At 64.9% G+C, this 20,594-nt stretch carries 24 protein-coding genes; 12 read left to right on the top strand and 12 right to left on the bottom strand.

The genetic code is table 11. The annotated features are described in order from the left end of the window. Window positions 1-836: 836 nt before the first annotated feature. The 3 genes from QW861_RS16040 to QW861_RS16050 all read right to left on the bottom strand — a co-directional run bounded on the left by QW861_RS16040 (window position 837) and on the right by QW861_RS16050 (window position 2,457). Window positions 837-995: a hypothetical protein gene (locus QW861_RS16040; RefSeq protein WP_213737209.1), complete on the bottom strand. Its 159-nt coding sequence runs from the start codon at window positions 993-995 to the stop codon at window positions 837-839. A 216-nt stretch (window positions 996-1,211) separates the two neighbouring features. Further along, window positions 1,212-1,523, bottom strand: coding sequence for a hypothetical protein (locus QW861_RS16045; RefSeq protein WP_315715122.1), 312 nt, complete (start codon window positions 1,521-1,523; stop codon window positions 1,212-1,214). 115 nt (window positions 1,524-1,638) lie between these two features. Beyond that, a complete protein-coding gene (locus QW861_RS16050) occupies window positions 1,639-2,457 on the bottom strand; it encodes an outer membrane protein (protein WP_315751886.1) in 819 nt (272 codons plus the stop codon). Between the two features lie 289 nt (window positions 2,458-2,746). Here QW861_RS16050 and QW861_RS16055 point away from each other — a divergent pair, with 289 nt between their 5' ends. Further along, entirely contained in the window at window positions 2,747-3,157 is a 411-nt protein-coding gene (locus QW861_RS16055) for a response regulator (protein WP_315751887.1), read from the top strand. A gap of 212 nt (window positions 3,158-3,369) precedes the next feature. On the opposite strand, the gene QW861_RS16060 is transcribed toward QW861_RS16055, so the two are convergent. Together QW861_RS16060 and QW861_RS16065 are read right to left on the bottom strand one after the other, a co-directional pair. After that, entirely contained in the window at window positions 3,370-4,611 is a 1,242-nt protein-coding gene (locus QW861_RS16060; protein ID WP_315751888.1) for an LLM class flavin-dependent oxidoreductase, read from the bottom strand. Window positions 4,612-4,656: 45 nt separating this feature from the next. Next, window positions 4,657-4,938, bottom strand: a complete 282-nt coding sequence (locus QW861_RS16065) for a hypothetical protein (RefSeq protein ID WP_315751889.1) — start codon at window positions 4,936-4,938, stop codon at window positions 4,657-4,659. 134 nt (window positions 4,939-5,072) lie between these two features. Here QW861_RS16065 and QW861_RS16070 point away from each other — a divergent pair, with 134 nt between their 5' ends. After that, window positions 5,073-6,530, top strand: coding sequence for a PHB depolymerase family esterase (locus tag QW861_RS16070; protein ID WP_315751890.1), 1,458 nt, complete (start codon window positions 5,073-5,075; stop codon window positions 6,528-6,530). A gap of 44 nt (window positions 6,531-6,574) precedes the next feature. Here the strand turns inward: QW861_RS16070 and QW861_RS16075 are convergent, their stop codons facing one another. Continuing rightward, window positions 6,575-7,243, bottom strand: a complete 669-nt coding sequence (locus QW861_RS16075) for an MBL fold metallo-hydrolase (protein WP_315751891.1) — start codon at window positions 7,241-7,243, stop codon at window positions 6,575-6,577. Window positions 7,244-7,396: 153 nt separating this feature from the next. On the opposite strand from QW861_RS16075, the gene QW861_RS16080 reads away from it, so the two are divergent. The 3 genes from QW861_RS16080 (at window position 7,397) to QW861_RS16090 (ending at window position 10,204) form a co-directional block, all read left to right on the top strand. Further along, on the top strand, window positions 7,397-8,995 hold the full coding sequence (locus tag QW861_RS16080) for an alpha-amylase family glycosyl hydrolase (RefSeq protein ID WP_315751892.1): 1,599 nt from the start codon (window positions 7,397-7,399) through the stop codon (window positions 8,993-8,995). 239 nt (window positions 8,996-9,234) lie between these two features. After that, window positions 9,235-9,576 carry a hypothetical protein gene (locus QW861_RS16085; protein ID WP_315715129.1) on the top strand — a complete coding sequence of 114 codons (342 nt, stop codon included), beginning with the start codon at window positions 9,235-9,237 and terminating at the stop codon, window positions 9,574-9,576. Beyond that, complete coding sequence (locus QW861_RS16090) at window positions 9,548-10,204, top strand: nucleotidyl transferase AbiEii/AbiGii toxin family protein (protein WP_315715130.1); 657 nt, start codon at window positions 9,548-9,550, stop codon at window positions 10,202-10,204. Before QW861_RS16085 ends, QW861_RS16090 begins: the two co-directional genes overlap by 29 nt. Window positions 10,205-10,231: 27 nt before the next feature. Here QW861_RS16090 and QW861_RS16095 read toward each other — a convergent pair whose 3' ends face one another. Then, the gene (locus tag QW861_RS16095) at window positions 10,232-11,953 is read right to left on the bottom strand and encodes an alpha-amylase family protein (RefSeq protein ID WP_315751893.1); all 1,722 of its coding nucleotides are present in this window, start codon (window positions 11,951-11,953) and stop codon (window positions 10,232-10,234) included. A 124-nt stretch (window positions 11,954-12,077) separates the two neighbouring features. On the opposite strand from QW861_RS16095, the gene QW861_RS16100 reads away from it, so the two are divergent. Continuing rightward, window positions 12,078-12,560, top strand: coding sequence for an MmcB family DNA repair protein (locus QW861_RS16100; protein WP_316193264.1), 483 nt, complete (start codon window positions 12,078-12,080; stop codon window positions 12,558-12,560). 156 nt (window positions 12,561-12,716) lie between these two features. Here QW861_RS16100 and QW861_RS16105 read toward each other — a convergent pair whose 3' ends face one another. The 3 genes from QW861_RS16105 to QW861_RS16115 all read right to left on the bottom strand — a co-directional run bounded on the left by QW861_RS16105 (window position 12,717) and on the right by QW861_RS16115 (window position 13,578). Then, the gene (locus tag QW861_RS16105) at window positions 12,717-12,977 is read right to left on the bottom strand and encodes a DUF1488 domain-containing protein (RefSeq protein WP_315715133.1); all 261 of its coding nucleotides are present in this window, start codon (window positions 12,975-12,977) and stop codon (window positions 12,717-12,719) included. Between the two features lie 103 nt (window positions 12,978-13,080). Then, on the bottom strand, window positions 13,081-13,323 hold the full coding sequence (locus QW861_RS16110; RefSeq protein WP_315751895.1) for a hypothetical protein: 243 nt from the start codon (window positions 13,321-13,323) through the stop codon (window positions 13,081-13,083). Window positions 13,324-13,440: 117 nt separating this feature from the next. Continuing rightward, window positions 13,441-13,578, bottom strand: coding sequence for a hypothetical protein (locus QW861_RS16115; RefSeq protein WP_172115158.1), 138 nt, complete (start codon window positions 13,576-13,578; stop codon window positions 13,441-13,443). A 504-nt stretch (window positions 13,579-14,082) separates the two neighbouring features. Between QW861_RS16115 and QW861_RS16120 the strand changes: the two genes are divergently transcribed. From QW861_RS16120 to QW861_RS16130, 3 genes are all read left to right on the top strand, one after another. Continuing rightward, window positions 14,083-14,352: a hypothetical protein gene (locus tag QW861_RS16120; RefSeq protein ID WP_172115156.1), complete on the top strand. Its 270-nt coding sequence runs from the start codon at window positions 14,083-14,085 to the stop codon at window positions 14,350-14,352. Further along, window positions 14,345-14,641 (top strand): hypothetical protein, encoded by a 297-nt coding sequence (locus QW861_RS16125; protein WP_315751896.1) that lies wholly within the window; start codon window positions 14,345-14,347, stop codon window positions 14,639-14,641. Before QW861_RS16120 ends, QW861_RS16125 begins: the two co-directional genes overlap by 8 nt. A 218-nt stretch (window positions 14,642-14,859) precedes the next feature. After that, window positions 14,860-15,225, top strand: a complete 366-nt coding sequence (locus QW861_RS16130; RefSeq protein ID WP_315715136.1) for a hypothetical protein — start codon at window positions 14,860-14,862, stop codon at window positions 15,223-15,225. Window positions 15,226-15,249: 24 nt separating this feature from the next. Here the strand turns inward: QW861_RS16130 and QW861_RS16135 are convergent, their stop codons facing one another. Both QW861_RS16135 and QW861_RS16140 read right to left on the bottom strand, forming a co-directional pair. Then, window positions 15,250-15,804, bottom strand: a complete 555-nt coding sequence (locus QW861_RS16135; protein WP_315715137.1) for an ActR/PrrA/RegA family redox response regulator transcription factor — start codon at window positions 15,802-15,804, stop codon at window positions 15,250-15,252. A gap of 175 nt (window positions 15,805-15,979) precedes the next feature. Further along, entirely contained in the window at window positions 15,980-17,335 is a 1,356-nt protein-coding gene (locus tag QW861_RS16140) for an ActS/PrrB/RegB family redox-sensitive histidine kinase (RefSeq protein WP_315751897.1), read from the bottom strand. 97 nt (window positions 17,336-17,432) lie between these two features. Between QW861_RS16140 and QW861_RS16145 the strand changes: the two genes are divergently transcribed. The 3 genes from QW861_RS16145 (at window position 17,433) to QW861_RS16155 (ending at window position 20,485) form a co-directional block, all read left to right on the top strand. Next, entirely contained in the window at window positions 17,433-18,224 is a 792-nt protein-coding gene (locus tag QW861_RS16145; RefSeq protein WP_315751898.1) for an ABC transporter ATP-binding protein, read from the top strand. Further along, on the top strand, window positions 18,221-19,033 hold the full coding sequence (locus tag QW861_RS16150; protein WP_315751899.1) for an ABC transporter permease: 813 nt from the start codon (window positions 18,221-18,223) through the stop codon (window positions 19,031-19,033). The genes QW861_RS16145 and QW861_RS16150 overlap by 4 nt, the downstream gene beginning before the upstream one ends. 123 nt (window positions 19,034-19,156) lie before the next feature. Further along, the gene (locus tag QW861_RS16155) at window positions 19,157-20,485 is read left to right on the top strand and encodes a polyhydroxyalkanoate depolymerase (protein ID WP_315715141.1); all 1,329 of its coding nucleotides are present in this window, start codon (window positions 19,157-19,159) and stop codon (window positions 20,483-20,485) included. Window positions 20,486-20,594: the final 109 nt, after the last annotated feature.

A 20,594-nucleotide genomic window follows, 5' to 3' on the forward strand; every position in this document is an offset into this window, starting at 1 on the left:
TCATGCAATACGCTGCGTTATTTCGTCTCGGTGTAGTTGTGCTGCATCGCACGCGTTGGCGATCTCGCGACGCGCTTCATGCGTCCGAGTCCTGCTGGACTTGCTGCCCCCCCAAGCAGAGGGCACGGGGAATGCCGGGCGCTGGCCGCACCCATGGCCCGCCTGCAGAAAAAAATGCAGGCGGCAGGTACCACAGGTTCAGCCGAGGCATCCCGGCATTCCCCGCGCGATGGTTTTCACGGCTGCTTCGCGTTCTCCCCGGTGCGCCGGGCTTTTTGGCCACCGTTGCCTGCGCGACGCGTGAGCGCCGCTGCAAGCGTAACACCAGCATCGGGGTGCCAGGACCACGCGACTTGACCGTGCGCATCGCCGCCGTTCGTCCGCGCGGGATAACCACGCTGCGACATCGACACGCCCACCGCATCCCGCCTCAACGTTCGTGACGACCGCGAAGCGCCCCTCTTAATCGAGACGGGACTGCGTTAAGGTATGCTTGATTCGGAAAAACGAAAGCAGAATATTTTTGCGCGCAGGACTGGACAGGGATGATGTGATTGAGGTGTTTCGTGAAATGAGTTTTTCGGCGCGCACCGCTTCATGGTGATGAGCCTGTGATCGACAGGCCGGCGCGGTGCGGTTTCGCCTTCTCAAAGGCGCTTTGCTGGAAGCGATTTGCCCGTCGGCCCCGACGGTCGCCAATACGTCCTGCTGTCGCTCGCCGGTGATGCCGCGATTTCGGCGGTCAATCCGCGCAGGGTCAGCGGATCATCTTTCGAGGCGGGCAAGCCTCGCCGCAGGCAGAAGCCGCCACGCGTTCCGACCTGGAGCCAAGTCCATCAGCCGCCCGATTTGTTGATCTTCTTCACCTTGGCGTCGGTTGCCTCGATCGAGGCCGCCAGCTCCAGGATCGCCTTTGCCAGGAGGTCGGCGGCCTCCTTGGGGTCCTGCGAACGTTCGGCGCGCAGCGCGTAGTTCTTGGCTGAGGAGAGCGACATTTGCGACCTTTCTCGCGGAAAAACCTGCCGGGTCGAGACGGCGGGCTGCCTGGCGCATCCTACGCGCGAGCGGTCCCCCGCGGACCGTGCGCGATTGGCGGCGAACATGGCAGGCCGGGGTTAAGAAAATCCTCGTGACACCCGAGCGCCGATGCGTCCTCGGCTGCGCGCGTAGCCGCGTCGCGCACGCGTCGGTTCGTCCCAAGGCGCCGATTTTCAAAGTGCGACGCCATGACGGTAGGCGAGTTTCGCGTGGCCGTATATCCGTGTGCCCCGCCGCGTCACCTCAAGGGCGATCTGATCGCGGTCGATTCGGGTCATCAAGACGCCGAGGCAGTCATATCTCGCCGCTCCAATGTCGCGGCTGGTTTCGACGTGCAGCTGTAGGCGAGCCGGGTCTGGGCCGAAGTTGCGCACGATCGCGTCGTCGCCATAGAATCGCTTGATCGTGTCCTTGATGAAGATGATTTCATCAGCAGACACGGGGGCGGGCGGCCGTGGAAAGCATTGAGGTTTGGCAGCAGGCATGCCGCTCAAAGTAGCGCCCGGGCAGTTTGGAGCCAAGCCTCGCCGGCCCTATGGTTTGACGGTGCTCACTCTCATCGGCGAGCGCATGACAGTGCGCGTCAGGACCAGCCGCGCCTCAGAACTTGTAGGCGAGGCCGATCGTCGCCGTATGAGTTCGCGTCGTCACGTGCGCGGTGAAGCGGTCGTCGAACCCGACCCCGACGCCGCCGGCGACGAAGAAGGGCTGAGTCCAGGTGCCGAAATCGGCGTAGCGGTAGTCGGCCCGCACCAGCCAGCGGCCGCCGATCATGTGCTCGATGCCGCCGCCGACGGTCCATCCGACCCGGGTCGAGGCGTAGGTCTCATCGTGCGGACTGCCGAAGCAGAACGGGTTGCCGGGAACGATGGTGCAACTGGCGTTCAGCTCGAGGCGCTGCCATGCCACGCCGCCGCTGCCATAGACCAGCGTAGATGGCGCGATCAGATAACCCAGACGGGCGCGCACGCTGCCGTCCCATGTTTCCTTCACTGAGCCGGACGGAAGGCCGACCAGCGGGATGCCGAAGAACAGCCCGGCCGTGCCCGGCAGCGCACTCGCCCGCTTGGTGTTGTCGGCCCAGCCGAAGTCGCCCTCGACGCCAGCCACCCATGACGGAGCGAACTGCCAGTTGACGCCGAGATAGCCGCCGATCCTGGCGGCGACGCTGTCCATCGCCCCGCCGGTGCCGGCCGTCGGCACGAACACGCCGGCACCGAAGTTCGGGGAGATGTCGCTGGTCCGCCAATCATTGTCCGCCCAGCGGGCGCCGACCGACACGCCGGCATAGACGCCGGTCCACGACGGCGCGGCGACAACCGGCGGTGCCTTCACCGGCAGGTCGGCCGCCTTCGCTGCTCCCGCCAGCGCGATGCTCGCGAACGCGAACGCAATCGCCGCTACTCCAGATTTCGTCATGCTTTGCCCTAGCGCGCGACGTCGATTCGACATGGTTGCGGCACCATCGCCGGTTGCATCGAACGCGGCAATTGCATCGCGATCGGCTGAGCCAAAAAGTTCGCGGTGTTGCTGGTGGGATACGTCGACTTGGCCGAAGCGACGTTGGACGGTCCGCCCCGCCCGAGGTCGGCCCCTGCGTGCTCTTGACCCGTAAATCCACGGAGCCAAATGTTTACCACCCGGCCATCGGCCTCATCTAGCAACGGCCAGACCTGACGTCTGGTCAGCAGACAACGAGGGCAAGGGCATGAGCAATCAGTTGCTGGTGATCGAGGATGCCGAGGTGCATCTGTCGATCCTGCGCAAGATCGCCGCGCAGTGCGGCTACGAGGCGACCTGCGTGACCTCGGTCGGGGCTGCGGCGGAGGTGCTGCGCCAGCGGACCTTCGACTGCATCACCCTGGATCTGTCGCTCGGCGATCGCTGCGGCGCCGATATCCTGCTGCTGCTCAACGAGCTGAAATCGCGCACGCCGGTGATCTTCATCAGCGGCGCCGAGGACGCCACGCGCGAGGAGCACGTCCGGCTCGCGACCGTGCTCGGGCTCGTCGTCTATCCGCAATTCCAGAAGCCCGTCGACCTGCCGGCGCTCCGCGAGACACTGAAGCAGATCGCGACCATCGCCGACTGCGGGAAGCTGGTCGCGGCGGTGAGGTAGGCGCGGCGGGCGGCGAACGGCGCTTCCTCCTCGTTGCCCCGCACACCGTCATTCCGGGGCAAGGCCGCAGGCCTTGAACCCGGAATCTCGCTGTCGTCTTGCGGGCATTTCAACAATCTCGGGATTCCGGGTTCAATCGCCAACGCGCCGCCGCTTCGCAACGGCGCATTGACGATTGCCCCGGAATGACCGTGCTACGCGGAGCGCGGACGTCACCCCCGCTGCTTCGCCGCGGCCTGCTGCAGGTCCGGCGCATTCACCGCGGGAATCGCGACGCGGCCGGGTCCCGTCTGCGACAGCGCCGCGGCGGCCTTGTCGTTGTCCATGATCTTGGCCATCACGGCCTGACCGGCGCGCTCGAAGATGGCGCGGTTCTCGATGACGAATTTCTGCGAGCGGCGCAGCCCGTCGATGTAGCCGTTGATCTCCGGCACGACGTAGCGCGCGACCATGTCCCAGCTGCGGCGCGTGTTCTCCGGATTGGCCCAGTCGTGCACGAAGCCGATGATGTGACCGACGCCGCCCGACACCTGCATCAAATTCTTGATCGTCTTGACGAGATCGTCGGGCGTGCCGATCGTCGACGCCGCGCCGTCGACGAAGGCGGTCTTGTCGACGGCTTCATCGGGCGAAGAGAACGGCTTCAGGCCCGGCCGCATCAGGGTGCCCACGGTATACTCGTTGTGCCAGCGCATCAGCCCGGGGCCCGCCTCGCGGCGTGCCTGCTCGCGCGTCTCGGCGATGTGCCAGGACAACAGCACGCGCCAGTTCGCGCGGCTCACGCTCGTGCCGTGCTTCTTCGCAGCATCTTCGGCGAACTCCCATTGCTGCGGCAGCGCCATCAGGCCCTGCGTCGACATCGAGCCGAGCGAGATGATGCCGATGCCGTATTTGCCCGCGAGCGTCATGCCGGACGGCGAGATCTGCGATGCCACGACGAACGGCATCTCCTCCTGCAAGGGGAGGATCTGCAGCGCTGCGTCATTCATCGTGAACCAGTCGCTCTTGGCGGTGACGCGCTCGCCGTTGAACAGGCGACGGATGATCGCGATCGCCTCGTCCTGACGATCGCGCTGCGTCATCGGATCGATGCCGAGCGTGTGGGCATCGGAGGCGAGCGCGCCCGGGCCCGAGCCGAAGATGGCGCGGCCGCCGGTCATGTGATCGAGCTGCACCATCCGCTGCGCGACGTTGTAGGGATGATGATAGGGCAGCGAGATGACGCCGGTGCCGAGTCTGATGCGCTTGGTGCGCTCGCCGGCTGCGGCGAGAAACATCTCGGGCGAGGCAATCATTTCCCAGCCGCTGGAATGATGCTCGCCGCACCAGAACTCGTCATAGCCGAGCTCGTCGAGCTGAGAAACCAGATCGAGGTCGCGGCGGAATTGCAGCATCGGATGCTCGCCGATCGGATGATGCGGAGCGAGGAAAGCGCCAAATTTGAGCCGCGCCATGTGTGTTTTCTCCCAAGCGGAATTCGTTGTTGCTTGCCGATCAGGCTAGTTGGCGCCTCGGTGTGAGGCAATCATCTTGCCGCGCACGGCGACCGGTGCATGGCTGCCATTTGTTTGTTTACTGATCGCCGATCGGTGCTCACACTTCATTCGCGCGGAGCGATTCGCCATGTGATGAAGAATGATGCCGTCGAGCGCGTGGTGCGGGTCTTGCTGGTTGCGGCGCGCCTCGCTCTCACGTTCGCGGCGATTGACGTGCCCCGCGGTTCGCGTTTCGGTGATTGCTGCGTGAAGTGCCGCCTCGGCGTGGCATTTAGATCGCAGCAAGAACGAAATTCGCAATCAAATTGCTGAGGTCCGCAGTCTCGCGGGCTTTTTCTTTTGCACTGCAGCAACCATCTGGGTGATGGTGGATTGTCTACCCGCTGACGTGAATACGTGAATGCCTAAGGAGCTTGCCGTTGTCCCTCGCTGAAAATGTTGAGTACTTGCGACGGCTGCGCGAGCTGAACAGCATCACCGGATTTGCCGATTTTCATCGTCAGCCGCGTCGCGCCCCGGAGACTCCGCTGATCGAGATCGAGCATTTCGGCACCAATCCTGGGCGCCTGAAGATGTTCGCCCATGTGCCGGCGCAGCGTCAGCCGCTGGCGCCGCTGGTCGTCGTGCTGCATGGCTGCGGGCAGGGCGCCGCCGAGTACGATCTCGGCGCCGGCTGGTCGACGCTCGCCAAGCATTTCGGCTTCGCGCTGCTGTTGCCGGAGCAGCAGCGGGTCAACAATCCGCAGCGCTGCTTCAACTGGTTTCAGTCGGAGGACATCACGCGCGACCAGGGCGAGGTCGCCTCGATCCGTGAGATGATCGCGCGCATGGTGGCGGACTATGCCATCGATCCCAGGCGCATCTACGTCACCGGCCTGTCGGCGGGCGGCGCGATGACCATGGCGCTGCTCTCCGCGCATCCCGAATTGTTCGCTGCCGGCGCCGTCATCGCCGGGCTGCCGTTCGGCACCGCGCGCAGCATGCGCGACGCGATCCTGCAGATGCGGATGCCGCCGGCGCGCCCCGCCGGCGAACTCGGCGATCTCGTTCGCCGTGCCTCGAACCACCGCGGCAAGTGGCCGAAGCTGTCGGTGTGGCACGGCACAGCGGACTACACGGTGCATCCCGACAATGCGGGCGAGATCGTCAAGCAGTGGCTGGACCTGCACCATCTGCCGTTGGCGCCAATGGCCGCAGCCGAGGTGAACGGCTATCCGCATGAGCAATGGTGGAATGCCGACGGCGAGACCGTCGTGGAATCGTTCACGATTTCCAACATGGCGCATGGCACGCCGATCGGGCTCGCGGCCAACGACAAGCGCTATGGCAAGGCCGGACCGTTCCTGCTCGAGGCCGGCATTTCCTCGTCCTATCACATCGCGAAATTCTTCGGCGTCACCGATTGGATTCGTCCGCTCAAGGCGGCCACGACGTCGCCGAGCACGAAGCTGATCCCGCAGGTGTCGCCGATCTCGGCGGTGCCGGCCTTGACCAAGATCTTGCGACGCGCGGCGGACGCCCCATCCCCCGCTGCGGAGCCGGTCGACGTCAAGCCAGCCGAGATCAAAGTGGTCGAGCCCCGAATGTCGCCGACCGGCATGTTGCTCTCTGCACCGGCATCCGCTGCGGTCCCGCAGCCCAAGGTCGCGCCCGAGGCGCCGGCATCCGAGTCGCGGAAAGCGGCGAAGCCCAAGCCGGACCAGAAGCCGGAGTCCAAGCCCGTGGCCGTCTCCAAGCCCCCAGAGCCGAAACGGCTGGAGTCGTCGACCGGCGAATCTTCGATCAACGGCAGTGGCGCGACCGCCAAGCCGCGGCGCCGGACCATCAACGTCGCCGCCGTGATCGACCGTGCCCTGCAAGCGGCCGGCCTGAAGTAGACGCGCCGTAGCCGTTCATGGCTCGCGCGCGAGAGACGCGCGGGTCAGACGGTCCCCGTCAGGAACGGGTTCGTCATCCGCTCCTGGCCGAAGCTCGATCCGGCGCCATGGCCGCAGATGAAGCCGACGTCGTCGCCGAGCGGCAGCAGCTTGTCCTTGATCGAGCGGATCAGCGTGTCGTGGCTGCCGCCGGGCAGGTCGGTGCGGCCGACCGAGCCGTTGAACAAGACGTCGCCGACATGGGCGAAGCGCATTTCCTTGTTGAAGAACACGACACTGCCCGGCGAATGGCCGGGGCAGTGCAGGATGTCGAAGACGAGCTCGCCGATCTCGACCGTATCGCCTTCCTCGAGCCAGCGGTCGGGCGTCACGTCGCGCACGCCCGTGATGCCGAAGCGCGCGCCACTGGCGACGACGTTGTCGAGCAGGAATTTGTCGGCGACATGCGGCCCCTCGATCGGCACCTTCAGCTGATCGCGCAGATCGGCCGCGCCGCCGACGTGATCGATATGGCCATGCGTCAGCCAGATCTTCTCCACGGTGACATTGGCCTGCGCGATCGCCGCCTGGATGTTCGGCACGTCGCCGCCGGGATCGATCACGATCGCCTTCTTCGTCGCCTCGCACCACAGGATGGTGCAGTTCTGCTCGAACGGCGTCACGGGCACGATCATCGCGCCGGCCTTCGCCCTGGTCTGGTTCTGCTCGGTCATGGCGCCAGCATGCCGATTTTTCGCAATGCGCCAAGTGAAAAACACCTGCGGGCGACGGCTCGACGTTCCGGCCAGGGTGACCAAGGCGGGGGCTTGTGAACCTGCCGCCGGTTCCTGCGTTGGGCCGCAGGTTGCGAGCAGAAAGCGGTCGACATGGCGGAGCAGGGCGCCTGGTGGCGCGAGGGGATTTTCTACCAGATCTATCCGCGCTCGTTCCAGGACAGCGACGGCGACGGGGTCGGCGACCTCACCGGCATCATCCATCGCCTGCCCTATCTCTTGACGCTCGGTGTCGATGCGATCTGGCTGTCGCCGATCTTCACCTCGCCGATGGCCGATTTCGGCTACGACATCGCCGACTACACCGGTATCGATCCGCTGTTCGGGACGATGGAGGATTTCGACGCGCTGGTGAAGGCCGCGCATGACGGCGGCCTCAAGCTCATTCTCGATCTCGTGCCGAACCACACCTCCGATCAGCATCCCTGGTTTCTGCAGGCGTGCCACTCGCGCGACGACCCGCACCGCGACTGGTACATCTGGCGCGATCCCGCCGCCGATGGCGGGCCGCCGAACAACTGGCTGTCCGAGTTCGGCGGCAGCGCCTGGCAGTTCGAGTCCCAGACCGGGCAGTACTACTATCACGCCTTCCTGGCGCAGCAGCCGGACCTGAACTGGCGCAATGCGCAGGTGCGGGCGGCGATCTATGACGTCATGCGGTTCTGGCTGCGCAAGGGCGTCGACGGCTTTCGCGTGGACGTGATCTGGCACCTCATCAAGGACGCCGAGTTTCGCGACAACCCCGCCAATCCGGAATATCACGGCGGAAGGCCGCCGCATGAGCAGATCCTGTCGCGCTACTCCGCCGACCAGCCGGACGTGCACGAGGTCGTCGCCGAGATGCGGCAGGTGATCGACGAATTCGACGACCGCGTGCTGATCGGCGAGATCTACCTGCCGCTGGAGCGGCTGATGACCTATTACGGCAAGGATCTCGGCGGCGCGCATCTGCCATTCAATTTCGCGCTGCTGTCCGCGCCCTGGCATGCGCGCGAGATCGAGAGGATCATCGCCGACTACGAAGCCGCGCTGCCACCGGGCGCCTGGCCCAACTGGGTGCTCGGCAACCACGACCGGCCCCGGGTGGCGAGCCGTGTCGGGCCCGAGCAGGCGCGGGTAGCGGCGATGCTGCTGCTGACCTTGCGCGGCACGCCGACGCTGTATTACGGCGACGAGATCGGGATGCATCAGGTCGCCATCAGCCCGGAGCAGGTGCGCGATCCCTTCGAGAAGAACGTGCCCGGCATCGGCGTCGGCCGCGACGGCTGCCGCACCCCGATGCAATGGAGCGCGCTGCCGCAGGCCGGCTTCAGCCAAGCCGCGCCGTGGCTGCCGGTTGCCGATGACTACATGCATGAGAATGTCGTCAATCTGACCGCCGACCGGCGCTCGATCCTCAATCTCACCCGTGCGCTCATTCGTCTGCGGAAGCAGCACCGCGTGCTCGTCACCGGGTCCTATCGGTCGGTCGCGGCGCAAGGCGATCTCCTGCTCTACCGCCGCGAAGACGACGGCGAGGTGCTGACCATCGCGCTCAATCTCGGCGGCGAGCCGGTTTCCATCGCGATCGAAGCAGGCGGCCTTACCGGCGAGATCCTGCTCTCGACCTGGCTCGACCGCGGCGGCGAGCGCATCGACGGCACGCTGGATCTGCGCGGCCATGAGGGCGTGGTCGTCGGCAGGAGGACGTAGCCACTTCTCCGGCGAGGGGGCGGCGCGTCGCAATCGATGTCGTTGAGGCCCGATCGCAGGGCTTCGCTGGACGCCTTCAGCCGTATTGCTCGGGTCTTCCGTGCCGCCGTGTCCCCGGAATTGTTGAGGTTCCCACCGAACGGCGCCATATTGCGCGACAGATGCCGGGGAATCTTCGGCCTTCAAGGAGATGACGTGTACTGGTCTCCGAAACCGGTACTTCGCGGGAGTTCGAACTGATGAATACGCTGCCGCCGACGACGTCTGACAGTCTCACCGCGGCCGTGACCACGATCAATACGCCGCTGCCGGTCCGCATTGGCGAGGCGACGTTGCTGGCCTGCCTCAAGGCCGAGAAACTGGAGCCGAAATGGCGTGTCCACGTGCAGGCGTTCTTTGACGAAATTGATGCCTCTGTGATCCATCATCTCGTCCTCGACAAGGCTGTGACGTTCGAAGAACTATCGAAGGCGATCGACACTTGGCAGGTTGTGGGGTCCGAAAATGAGAGATGGGTCAGGGAAATGGCGGCCTTCGAGGTGGCAAGACCTCATGCAGAAGGCGCTGCTGTCCCTCGATAGCCTGGAGGGCGGCCCTGGGGCGTGGACGTTCGGGGGCGGCACGGCCCTGGCGCAGAGCTTCGATCATCGCATCAGCTACGACGTCGACATCTTTCTGGATTCGAGCACGGCCCTGAAGCGGCTCGCGCCGAACATGAATCCTGTCACGAAGGCCCTTTGCGATACGTGGCAATGGCCGGGCAAATATCTGAAGCTGATTCTCCGGGACGTAGGTGAGATCGATTTCTTGAATGCGCCCACCTTTACGGATCATCCGACGTATCCGTTGAGCTTCGGCGGCCGGATTATACCGGCGGAGCGACCGGCAGAGATTGCGACGAAAAAGTTGATCTATCGTGCATCGACCTACACGGCGCGCGACACGTTCGACCTTGCCGCGGTCTATCTCTATGATCGACCGGCGCTCGGCGAGATCGCGCAATCTCCGGCAATGACCCGCGATGTCGTATCGGCCGCACACAATCGTTTAAGTCTGGCAAGATATCAGTTCCAGGCGGAAATGCGAGACCTCATCAATTTGACGGCTCGCGGAGAGAAGTTCGTCGACACCTCCTGCGAAATGGCGTTGGAGGCGTTGGTCGAAATTCAGCGCCTCGTTCACGAACGAGATGCGCAGCCGAGCGGCTGAAGCCGTTCTCCTTGAAGACGCCCGTCATCAGTTGGTCGTCGATCGCCGCCGCGCCTTCCGCCGCTTTTTCACCGGGCTCTTCGTCTCGATATCGCTTCGCCGCAGCAGATAGTCCAATCCGCCGACGCGGTACCAGCGGTAGCCGTAGGGCTCGAGCACCAGGGTGTGGCGGCCGCGGTCGTCGGCCTGGCTGTGATCCTCCGACAGCAGATTGATCAGCAGCTTCCCGCCATCGTCCGGCAGTCCGGCATCGAAGCTGATCTCCCGCGGCTTCTCGTCGAGATTGTGCACGAACAGCACCGAGTTGTTGCGCCAGTCGTAGCGCATGATCAGCACGGCCGGATCCCTGGTCGCGATCACCTCGAAATCGCCCCAGCCGACTTCCGGCACCTCCTTGCGCATGCGGATGATGCGCTCGGTCCAGTTCAGCATGGAATTCGGATCACGCCGCTGCCGGGCGGCGTTGATGTGATCATAGCCATAGGGGCCGTGATCGATCACCGGAGACGCCGGCGCGTCGCTCTTGGTGAAGCCGCCATGCGGCTCGGTCGACCATTGCATCGGGGTGCGCGCGCAGTTGCGCTCGGCCAGGCTGAGATCGTCGCCCATCGCGAGCTCGTCGCCATAGCGGATCACGGGCGTGCCGGGCAAGGTGAACATCAGGCTGTAGGCGAGCTCGATGCGGCGGCGGTCGCCGCCGAGCATCGGCGCCAGCCGCCGCCGAATGCCGCGATCGTACAACTGCATGTTCTTGTCCGGGCCGAACGCCGCGAACACCGCCGCGCGCTGCGGCTTGGTCAGGCGTCCCAGATCGAGCTCGTCGTGATTGCGCAGGAACAGGCCCCATTGCGCCGAGGCCGGCCGCGCCTTCGTCTGATAAAGCGCCTCGGCCAGCGGCCGCGTGTCGGAGGCCGCCAGCGCGTAGAACAGATGCTGGTTGACGTGGAAGTTGAACATCATGTGCATGCGGTCGCCGTCGTCGCCGAAATACTCCATGTCGGTTTCCGGCAGCACGTTGGCTTCGGCCAGGATGATCGCTTCGCCCTGGCGCCATTGCAGGAATTCGCGGAAGGTCCTGAGCATGTCGTACTGCTCGACCGGCTTCCTGACATCGGCGCCCTTGGCCGCGATCACGAACGGAACCGCGTCCATGCGGAAGCCGGAGACGCCGAGCTGGATCCAGAAGCCCATGATCTTCAGGATCTCTGCCTGCACCTCGGGATTGGAGGTGTTGAGATCGGGCTGGAAGTCGTAGAAGCGGTGGAAGTACCAGGCGCCCGATTCCTTGTCGCGGGTCCAGGTCGACTTCTGCACGCCGGGAAACACCATCCCCTTGTCGGCATTGGCCGGCTTCTTGTCCGACCAGACATACCAGTCGCGGTAGCGGGCGCTCTTCGAGCTGCGGGCGTCGACGAACCAGGGATGCCGGTCGGAGGTGTGGTTGACGACGAGGTCGATGATCACCCGGATGCCGCGCTGCTTGCAGCCATGCGTGAACTGGACGAAATCACCGAGCGTGCCGTAGCGCGGGTCGACGCCGTAATAGTCGGCGACGTCGTAGCCGTCGTCGTGCTGCGGCGAGGGCTGGAACGGCATCAGCCAGATCGCGGTGATGCCGAGCCCGTGCAGATAGTCGAGCCGGCGCGTCAGCCCCTTGAAATCGCCGATGCCATCGCCGTCGGCGTCCATATAGGTGCCGACCGACAGACAGTAGAACACCGCGTTCTTGTACCAGAGATCGTCGATCATGGACGGCGCCTCGCTGCGCCGCCCGGCCGGCGGCCGGCTTGTTAAGCGGAAGGCCGGCGTCAGGTTCCGGTTCCCGGGTGATCGGCGGGCTTGGGCGACGCCTGGAATCGGTTATGCTGCGGCAATGGAATCGTCCGCCGCCAGGATCAGCCTCGTTCCCACCGACCGCCGCCAGTCGGAGACGGCGCTGGCGATCGCGCGCGGCACCTCGCGCCTGCTGCGCTCGCTCGGCTTTGCCACCATCAGCGAGCTGCCGCTGCCGTCGGGCCGTCGCGCCGACCTGGTGGCGCTGAACGAGCGCGGCGAGATCTGGATCGTCGAGATCAAGTCGTCGGTCGAGGATCTGCGCGCGGATCACAAATGGGAGGACTACCGTGCCCATTGCGACCGGCTGTTCTTCGCCTTCACGCAGGATCTGCCGTACGAGATCTTTCCGCAGGACACCGGCCTGATCGTCGCCGATGCCTATGGCGCCCACCTGCACTGCGAGGCGCCTGAGCACCGATTGCCGGCGCCGACGCGCAAGTTGATGACGGTACGCTTCGGGCTCGCGGCGGCGCAGCGGATCAACCGGCTGATCGACCCGCAGGGTCACGCGGACCTCTAGAGAATCCTCAAGTGCGCTCCACTGGACGGGATTTCCCCGCCTAGGTAGGTGACAGAGGCTCCGTCAGGTCACGAGTCTCGAGATGAGAGACATCAGCATCGCTGAGAGCCGATCCGCATCACCGCCGGCCTGGCCGATCGCCGGCAGGCATCGCCTTCAGAAATTGGCGGCGACGAGATCGTAGGAGCCCCGGCTGCCGCGGACATAGAGCCGGGCGGCGGCGGCGCAGATCCGCTCGCGGTTGGAATCGAATGCGGTCAGAAAGCCCGACTCGTCGGGGCGGGCGTCGGGCTGAAGGCGTCTCAACGCACCCTCGTCGACGAAGAACGACGCTTCCATCGCGCTGTCATAGCCCCAGAACCGTACGGCACGTCGCGTGCGGTCATAGGAGCGGCTGTGATTTGGAAACTCAATCATGTGTGTGACCGATCAGGTTCGGAGGACACCGCGGTGAGGGCGGACGTCATCCAAGGGGCGTCGTTCGGTAATGGTCGCCGGCGACAAAGGGGTTGCGCGCATCTCAATCGAAGGCCGACGGCAATTCGCCGTGGCGGAAGAAGATCGTCGGCTCATCGTCATAGTCGCCCATGTCGGGATCGCCCGAGGATGAGAACGCGACGACGCCTGCCTTGCTGGACACCAGCCGTTCCGCAGTCCGGAGCGCGCTCGCTTCCGTCTTGCAGGCGATCGGCGTCTCGGCTTTCGCGCGTCCGCCCCGGCCGGCGCTGAACGCCTGAACGACATAGATCGTTTCGCGCGCCATGTTCTGTCCTTTGGGCTGTCTACCGGTCGGCCGCGTCGTCGCTGCTTGCGCGCGGCCTTGATTGCGCACGGCCTTGCGTGCGGGAGACCATCCAGACTGATGAGGACCGGAAATCCCCTAGCGCTTCTTCTTGTCGCTGGAAAAATCCGGCTGCCATGCTCCGGCCTTCTGGCTCGGCGCTGCGGCAATGCTCTTGGGCTTTTCCTTCTTGGGTTTCTTGGCTTCGCGATTGCCTTTTTGCTGACCTTTGGCCATGTCGGTCTCCTCGACTCGGGTTGGAGCTGGTTCAACGCATCGGACGAGCGCCCCGTCGATCCTGCGTGCGCAGCGTCACTGCCGGTCGGCCGGGCGGCCGTCGTCCACCGGTTGCCGATGCGGGCGCCGCGGTGGTCGGATCTACGAATGCAGTGCGGCAACTGCGAGCGCGAGAAGGATCAGCAGAAGCGGCACGATAATGGGTGGAACGATCCACTCGCTCAGACGAAACTGCGGCATTGGCTACCCCTCGCGTGGTTTGCGGCGGGAGCGCTCGTGACCCTCAGTCACCGGTGAATGCCGTCGGAATGGCGGTGATCGCCATTGATACACCCTGGCCCCTGCAATAGCGAGCACCAAAGCGCAGCGACACGGTTCGATGACGCCACGCCGCTCATCACGTCGTGCTGATGAGAAAGCGGTGGCTATTGCCGGCCGCAAGGCGCATGCTTCGAAAGACTTCGAAGTCGCGACAGCGACAGCCGTTGCGAAAGGTAGGCGCAGATGAGCATCCGCTCGCGGCGCGAATTCGTCACATTCAAACACCCGTTCCGGATCAGGAGCATCGAGCGTCTCTTGCCCGAGGGCACCTACGAGGTGGTCACGGACGAGGAACTGATCGAGGGATTGTCCTTTGCTGCCTACCGCCGGGTTGCGACAATGATGATGGTCCCGGTCGCCGGTTCGCGCTCCGCTGCCGTCGAGATGCTGTCCATCAGCTCGGTCGATCTTGCAGACGCGCAGCGTGTCGACGCGAGTGCGTCGGATGACTGACGAGCCGCTCGATCTCGACAGGCACCGCGGGATGAGCGCGCAGAAGGCCGTGGACCTCCGTCGCGCGTTGGCAGAGGCCGAAAGTCATGCGCGGGAGCTGCGCGAGCGGCAGGCTGTTCTCGAGCAGCACCTGCTCGCCAACGCGGCCGAGTCATGGCCGGAAGCCGCCGCGAAGGCGCGCTATCTCCTGAACATCTACGCCGCGAGCCTTGCGGAACAGGATACCAGGCATCGGGAGCTGATCGCTGCCGTCCTGGCCGATTTCTCCCGGCTGACGGGGGAGAGCTGACATCGGGCCGGCGCATCGTGGCGCCTTCCAGATCCACCTGTGAATCCGCCCGCGCCCGATTCAGGACCGTTGCCAGCGCGCGACAACATCCGCTCGTCCCGGCCTCCTGGCAATTTCCCCGGCTCTGCCCGACAATTGCCCCGCATGGGGCGCAACATGCCGGAACATTTTTAAGGCTCGAGCGGTATCCAGCCCAGGGGTGCGGACAGGGACGACAGATGCGACGGGTGGTCTTGGCGTTGACACTGCTCTTCGCGACCGGAGTCCGCGCGGAGGAAATGGCGTTCTACGTCCTGGGCGTGGGCGCCGATTCCTGCGAGCGCTTCATCGCCGCCGCCGAGGAGCAGCCACCCGGCACCTACAAGGCCATCACCAGTGGCGACGGCCCCTACGTCAACGCCATCTCAAAATATCAGCAGTGGATGATGGGCTACGTGTCCGCCATCAACGCGGATCGCGGCGATGAGGGCCGGCAGATCAAGCTCGATTTGACCGAGGTCGACAGCTGGATGCGCAATTGGTGCAGCCGCAACCCGCGGCGCACCGTCTTCCATGCGTTGCAGGCGTTCGTGAAGTCGCATTGACCCGCGGCGAGCAAAAAAATCCGCCTATTTCGGTGCGCGCTTGGCGAGGATACGCTGCAGGGTGCGGCGGTGCATGTTGAGCCGGCGCGCCGTTTCCGAGACGTTGCGGTTGCACATCTCATAGATGCGCTGGATGTGCTCCCAGCGGACACGGTCGGCCGACATCGGATTCTGCGGCAGCTCGGATTTTTCGCTGGTGGTCGACAGCAGCGCTGCAACGACGTCGTCGGCATCGGCCGGTTTGGCGAGATAGTCGACGGCGCCCATCTTCACCGCCGTCACGGCGGTGGCGATGTTGCCGTAGCCGGTCAGCACGATGGCGCGCGCTTCGGGACGCTTGCGCTTCAGCGCCGACACCACGTCGAGGCCGTTGCCGTCGCCCAGCCGGAGGTCGACCACGGCGAAGGCCGGCGCCGCCTTGCCGATCTGTGAAATACCTTCGGCGACGCTCTCGCAGGAGGTCACCGTGAAACCGCGGGTCTCCATGGCGCGCGACAGGCGCTCCAGGAACGGCTTGTCGTCCTCCACGATGAGGAGAGAGCGGTCCGGATGGTTCGTCAGTTCGGCGATGGCGCCCACGGTCATATCCTTGAGAAGAAGGCTCGATGGTTGCGAGACGATCTGGTCCATCCTCATATGGTCTGCCGAGTCGCCGCTGCCAAGATCGCGGGTTGCCGCAGTCTGCGGCGTGACGCCGCGCGGGGCCGGTTTGCTGTATGCCAGGACCGCGCCAGCGGCGGCTGCCCCGGAGGTTTCATTCCGGCTCCGCCTCGCCATCATCGTCCTCGCTGGCCTCGAAGCGCCGCCGCGGCCAGACGATCTGGACCACGGCGCCATGGTCGGGGAAGGTGCGGTTGCTGAACGAGACCTTGGCTCCGGTCCGCTCCAGCAGGGTGCGGGCGATGAACACGCCGAGCCCGAGGCCGCCGCCCTGGTTACCTCCCGGGCCGTCCTCGACGCTGGGCCGGCGTGACAGATAGGGCTCGCCGATCCGCTTCAGGATATCAGGCGCAAAGCCGGGGCCGTCGTCGGACACCACGATCTCGACCGTCTCGTTGTTCCACCAGGCGTTCACCTCGACGGCGTTGCGCGCGAAATCGACGGCGTTCTCCAGGATGTTGCCGACGCCATAGAGGATTGCGGGGTTGCGCGAGCCGACCGGCTCCTTGGCCGCGGTGACCGCGACGCGCACCTTGATGTCGACGCCAAAGTCGCGATGCGGTGCGACCGTCTCCTCGATCAAGGTCGACAGCTTCATCCGGTCGTACATCGACCCGATCGAGGACAGCTGGGTGATCTTGCCGAGAATGTCGCGGCAGCGCTGCGCCTGCTCGCGCAGGGTCTTGATGTCGGAGGTGACCTGGCTGTTGTCCTGCAGGGCGCGCTCCAACTCGCGCGAGATCAGCACGATGGTCGCGAGCGGGGTGCCCAGCTCGTGCGCGGCGGCCGCCGCGAGGCCGTCGAGCTGGGTGAGGTGCTGCTCGCGCGCCAGCACCAGCTCGGTCGCCGCCAACGCGTCCGACAGCTTGCGCGCCTCCTCGGTCACCTGGAACGCATAGAGGCTGGTGACCCCGATCGCGAGCGCGATCGAGAGCCAGACACCGAACAGATAGATCGGCGGGAAGATCAGCGGCTCCTCGCCTTCCCACGGCAGCGGCAGATGCATGAAGAACAAGGCGGTGGCGCAGGTGACGGCGAGCAGGCCGAGCATGATCGTCAGGCGGACGGGGAGGGCGGTCGCCGAGATCAGCACCGGGGCGAGGAACATGTAGGAGAAGGGATTCTCCAGCCCGCCGGTGAGATAGAGCAGCACCGTCAGCTCGATGATGTTGAGCGCGAGCAGGCCGCCGGCGTGGGCCGGCTCCAGCAACTGCATCGGGTTGAAGGCGATCTGCAGGCCGAGATTGAGCAGCGCCGAGATGCTGATCACCGCGAGACAGGGCACCACTGGCAGGTCGAACTCCAGGCCCTGCACCACGATGAAGATCGCGCTCAATTGACCGAGCGCGGCCAGCCAGCGCAGCCGCAGGATGGTGTCGAGCCGGACGCGCTGTCGCGGATGGCGATAGTCGGTGTCGGGCGTGTCGATGATCAGGGCGTCGTCGGTCATGACGGGAACCTAATGCCGCGCAAGCACGGCGACAAATCTGGCCCGCCGTTGGTGGCCTGTTGCGGTTTGCGGCACAATGCCTCAATGAACCCCTCCCATGACGCAAGATGACGCAGTGCCGACCCTCTCATCCGATTCCAGCTCGGTTTCCCCCGCGATTGCCGTGTCGCGGCTGACCAAGGTCTACAAGACGACGACCGCTGTCGACGGCGTCTCGTTTGCGATCCGCCGGGGCAGCATCACCGGGCTGCTCGGCGGCAACGGTGCCGGCAAGACCACGACGATTGCGATGATCATGGGGCTGGTGCAGCCGACCTCGGGCGAGGTCGCCGTGCTCGGCCACAAGATGCCGGACGAGGCTGCGGCCGTGCTGGGGCGGATGAATTTCGAGAGCCCCTATGTCGACATGCCGATGCGGCTCACGGTGCGGCAGAACCTCACCATCTTCGGCCGACTCTATGCGGTGGACCACCTCAAGGAGCGGATCGCCGAGCTCGCGGCGCAGCTCGACCTGAGCGACTTCATCGATCGCGCCAATGGCAAGCTCTCGGCCGGGCAGAAGACCCGCGTGGCGCTGGCGAAGGCGCTGATCAACGATCCCGAGCTGCTGCTGCTGGATGAGCCGACGGCCTCGCTCGATCCCGACACCGCCGACTGGGTGCGCGGCCATCTTGAGCGATACCGACAGCGCCGCGGCGCCACCATCCTGCTCGCCTCCCACAACATGCTCGAGGTCGAGCGTCTATGCGACCGCGTCATCATCATGAAGCGCGGCCGCATCGAGGACGACGACAGCCCGGCGCAGATCATGGCACGCTACAACCGCTCGACGCTCGAGGAGGTCTTTCTCGACGTCGCCCGCGGCCGCAACCGGGAGGCGGCGCAATGAACGATCTTTCGCTCCGCATCGCCCCGCACCGGATCGGCGCGATGATCCTGCGCTACTGGTATCTACTGCTGTCGTCCTGGCCGCGGCTGCTGGAGCTGATGTACTGGCCGACCTTGCAGATCATCACCTGGGGGTTTCTGCAGACCTACATCGCCGCCAATGCCGGCTTCTTCGCCCGCGCCGGCGGCACCCTGATCGGCGCGGTGATCCTGTGGGACATCCTGTTCCGCGGACAGCTCGGCTTCTCGATCTCCTTCCTGGAGGAGATGTGGGCGCGCAACATCGGCAACCTGATGATGAGTCCGCTGACCCCGATCGAATTCCTGCTGGCGCTGATGACGATGAGCCTGATCCGGCTGGCCATTGGCATCATTCCGATGACCCTGATCGCGGTCTGCTTCTTCGACTTCAACTTCTACAGCATCGGCCTGCCGCTGATCGCCTTCTTCTGCAACCTGATCTTCACCTCCTGGGCGGTCGGCATCTTCGTGTCGGGGCTGGTGCTGCGCAACGGGCTCGGCGCCGAAAGCATCGTCTGGACACTGATGTTCGCGCTGATGCCGCTGGCCTGCGTGTACTATCCCGTTCAGGTGCTGCCGCACTGGCTGCAACTGGTTGCCTGGTCCCTGCCGCCAACCTACGTGTTCGAGGGCATGCGCGCGCTGCTGGCGGATCACGTCTTCCGGTCCGACCTGATGCTGACCGCGCTCGGGCTCAATGCCGCCCTGCTGCTGGCGTCGTTTGCGGCATTCACTGCTCTCTTGCGCAGCGCACGCCGCGCCGGCTCGCTGCTGGCGTCAGGGGAATAATTGCGCTTTTCCCGTGGATTTCCGGGCTTTTTCGTCGCTTTGAGGCACCTTCTCGTACACCACCGCATTGACGCATAATTACGCATTCGGCAGTATGCTGCGCTGCAGAGAGGTTGAACGAGAATGCCGATAGGTGAGTTTGGCGGTGCACCGCCCCTGGCGTCGGAAGGCAGTCCGGTCCTGACGACGCCGATGTACTGGATGTACGAAATGGCGCATGCCTCGCTCAATCCGGCGCGCGCCGTCACCGACGCCACCAAGATCCTGTTTCAGAATCCGCTCAATCCCTGGGCCCACACCCAGATGGGCAAATCGGTCGCGGCGGCCTGCGAACTGTTCGAGCGCACCACACGCCGCTACGGCAAGCCCGAATGGGGACTCGACGAGACCGAGGTCAACGGCATCCGGACCCCGGTCGAGGTCCGCTCGATCTGGGAAAAGCCGTTCTGCAGGCTGCTCTATTTCGACCGCAAGCTGACCCGCCCCTTGCGCGCGCCGCAGCCCCGGCTGCTGATCGTGGCGCCGATGTCCGGCCATTACGCCACCCTGTTGCGCGGCACGGTGGAAGCGTTCCTGCCGACCCACGAGGTCTACATCACCGATTGGTCCGATGCGCGGATGGTCCCGCTGGCCGAAGGCCGCTTCGATCTCGACGACTACATCGACTATGTCATCGAGATGCTGCGCTTTCTCGGCACCAACATGCACGTCATGGCGGTGTGCCAGCCGGCGGTGCCGGTGCTGGCGGCGGTCTCGGTCATGGAGGCCGAGCGTGACCCGTTTGCGCCGATCTCGATGACCTTGATGGGCGGCCCCATCGACACCAGGCGCAACCCCACCGGCGTGAACAATCTCGCCCAGGAGCGCGGCATCGACTGGTTCCGCAACCACGTCATCACCAAGGTGCCGTTCCCGCATCCGGGCGTGATGCGCGACGTCTATCCGGGCTTCCTGCAGCTGAACGGCTTCATCAGCATGAATCTCGACCGCCATGTCGACGCCCACAAGGCGCTGTTCGCCAACCTGGTGAAGGGCGATGGCGATCAGGTCGACAAGCATCGCGACTTCTACGACGAGTATCTCGCCGTCATGGACCTGGCTGCGGAATATTATTTGCAGACGGTGGAGACGGTGTTCATCAAGCACGCGCTGCCGAAGGGCGAGATGACCCATCGCGGCACCCTGGTCGATCCGTCGAAGGTTACGCGTGTGGCGTTGATGACGGTCGAAGGCGAGAAGGACGATATCTCCGGTCTCGGTCAGACCGAGGCGACGCACGGACTCTGCTCGTCGATCCCGGATCACCGCCGGGTTCACTACGTGCAACCGGGTGTCGGTCACTACGGCGTGTTCAACGGCTCGCGATTCAAGTCGGAGATCGTGCCGCGCATCAACGATTTCATGTTGTCGGCAGCCGATCCGAAGTCACTGCTCGCCATTGCGGCTGAATGAGCGAAGACGATGGTCACCGCGCCTCCGAATCCGGCTGCGCGGTAACCCTTTGAAGGGACGGTCGAAACCGAAACTCAGGAGTGACTCAAGCAGTGAATGTGGCGTCGCT

It is taken from the genome of Bradyrhizobium sp. SZCCHNRI1029, from assembly GCF_032487555.1.
In the GTDB taxonomy this organism is placed as follows: domain Bacteria; phylum Pseudomonadota; class Alphaproteobacteria; order Rhizobiales; family Xanthobacteraceae; genus Bradyrhizobium.

Coding starts and splice junctions, on each gene's coding strand:
- QW861_RS16115 (WP_172115158.1), bottom strand. CDS start 13,578: ATGGCCAAAGGTCAGCAAAAAGGCAATCGCGAAGCCAAGAAACCCAAG.
- QW861_RS16150 (WP_315751899.1), top strand. CDS start 18,221: ATGAACGATCTTTCGCTCCGCATCGCCCCGCACCGGATCGGCGCGATG.
- QW861_RS16040 (WP_213737209.1), bottom strand. CDS start 995: ATGTCGCTCTCCTCAGCCAAGAACTACGCGCTGCGCGCCGAACGTTCG.
- QW861_RS16100 (WP_316193264.1), top strand. CDS start 12,078: ATGGAATCGTCCGCCGCCAGGATCAGCCTCGTTCCCACCGACCGCCGC.
- QW861_RS16140 (WP_315751897.1), bottom strand. CDS start 17,335: ATGACCGACGACGCCCTGATCATCGACACGCCCGACACCGACTATCGC.
- QW861_RS16110 (WP_315751895.1), bottom strand. CDS start 13,323: ATGGCGCGCGAAACGATCTATGTCGTTCAGGCGTTCAGCGCCGGCCGG.
- QW861_RS16085 (WP_315715129.1), top strand. CDS start 9,235: ATGAATACGCTGCCGCCGACGACGTCTGACAGTCTCACCGCGGCCGTG.
- QW861_RS16125 (WP_315751896.1), top strand. CDS start 14,345: ATGACTGACGAGCCGCTCGATCTCGACAGGCACCGCGGGATGAGCGCG.
- QW861_RS16075 (WP_315751891.1), bottom strand. CDS start 7,243: ATGACCGAGCAGAACCAGACCAGGGCGAAGGCCGGCGCGATGATCGTG.
- QW861_RS16105 (WP_315715133.1), bottom strand. CDS start 12,977: ATGATTGAGTTTCCAAATCACAGCCGCTCCTATGACCGCACGCGACGT.
- QW861_RS16060 (WP_315751888.1), bottom strand. CDS start 4,611: ATGGCGCGGCTCAAATTTGGCGCTTTCCTCGCTCCGCATCATCCGATC.
- QW861_RS16055 (WP_315751887.1), top strand. CDS start 2,747: ATGAGCAATCAGTTGCTGGTGATCGAGGATGCCGAGGTGCATCTGTCG.
- QW861_RS16095 (WP_315751893.1), bottom strand. CDS start 11,953: ATGATCGACGATCTCTGGTACAAGAACGCGGTGTTCTACTGTCTGTCG.
- QW861_RS16080 (WP_315751892.1), top strand. CDS start 7,397: ATGGCGGAGCAGGGCGCCTGGTGGCGCGAGGGGATTTTCTACCAGATC.
- QW861_RS16120 (WP_172115156.1), top strand. CDS start 14,083: ATGAGCATCCGCTCGCGGCGCGAATTCGTCACATTCAAACACCCGTTC.
- QW861_RS16130 (WP_315715136.1), top strand. CDS start 14,860: ATGCGACGGGTGGTCTTGGCGTTGACACTGCTCTTCGCGACCGGAGTC.
- QW861_RS16045 (WP_315715122.1), bottom strand. CDS start 1,523: ATGCCTGCTGCCAAACCTCAATGCTTTCCACGGCCGCCCGCCCCCGTG.
- QW861_RS16145 (WP_315751898.1), top strand. CDS start 17,433: ATGACGCAAGATGACGCAGTGCCGACCCTCTCATCCGATTCCAGCTCG.
- QW861_RS16050 (WP_315751886.1), bottom strand. CDS start 2,457: ATGACGAAATCTGGAGTAGCGGCGATTGCGTTCGCGTTCGCGAGCATC.
- QW861_RS16090 (WP_315715130.1), top strand. CDS start 9,548: ATGCAGAAGGCGCTGCTGTCCCTCGATAGCCTGGAGGGCGGCCCTGGG.
- QW861_RS16155 (WP_315715141.1), top strand. CDS start 19,157: ATGCCGATAGGTGAGTTTGGCGGTGCACCGCCCCTGGCGTCGGAAGGC.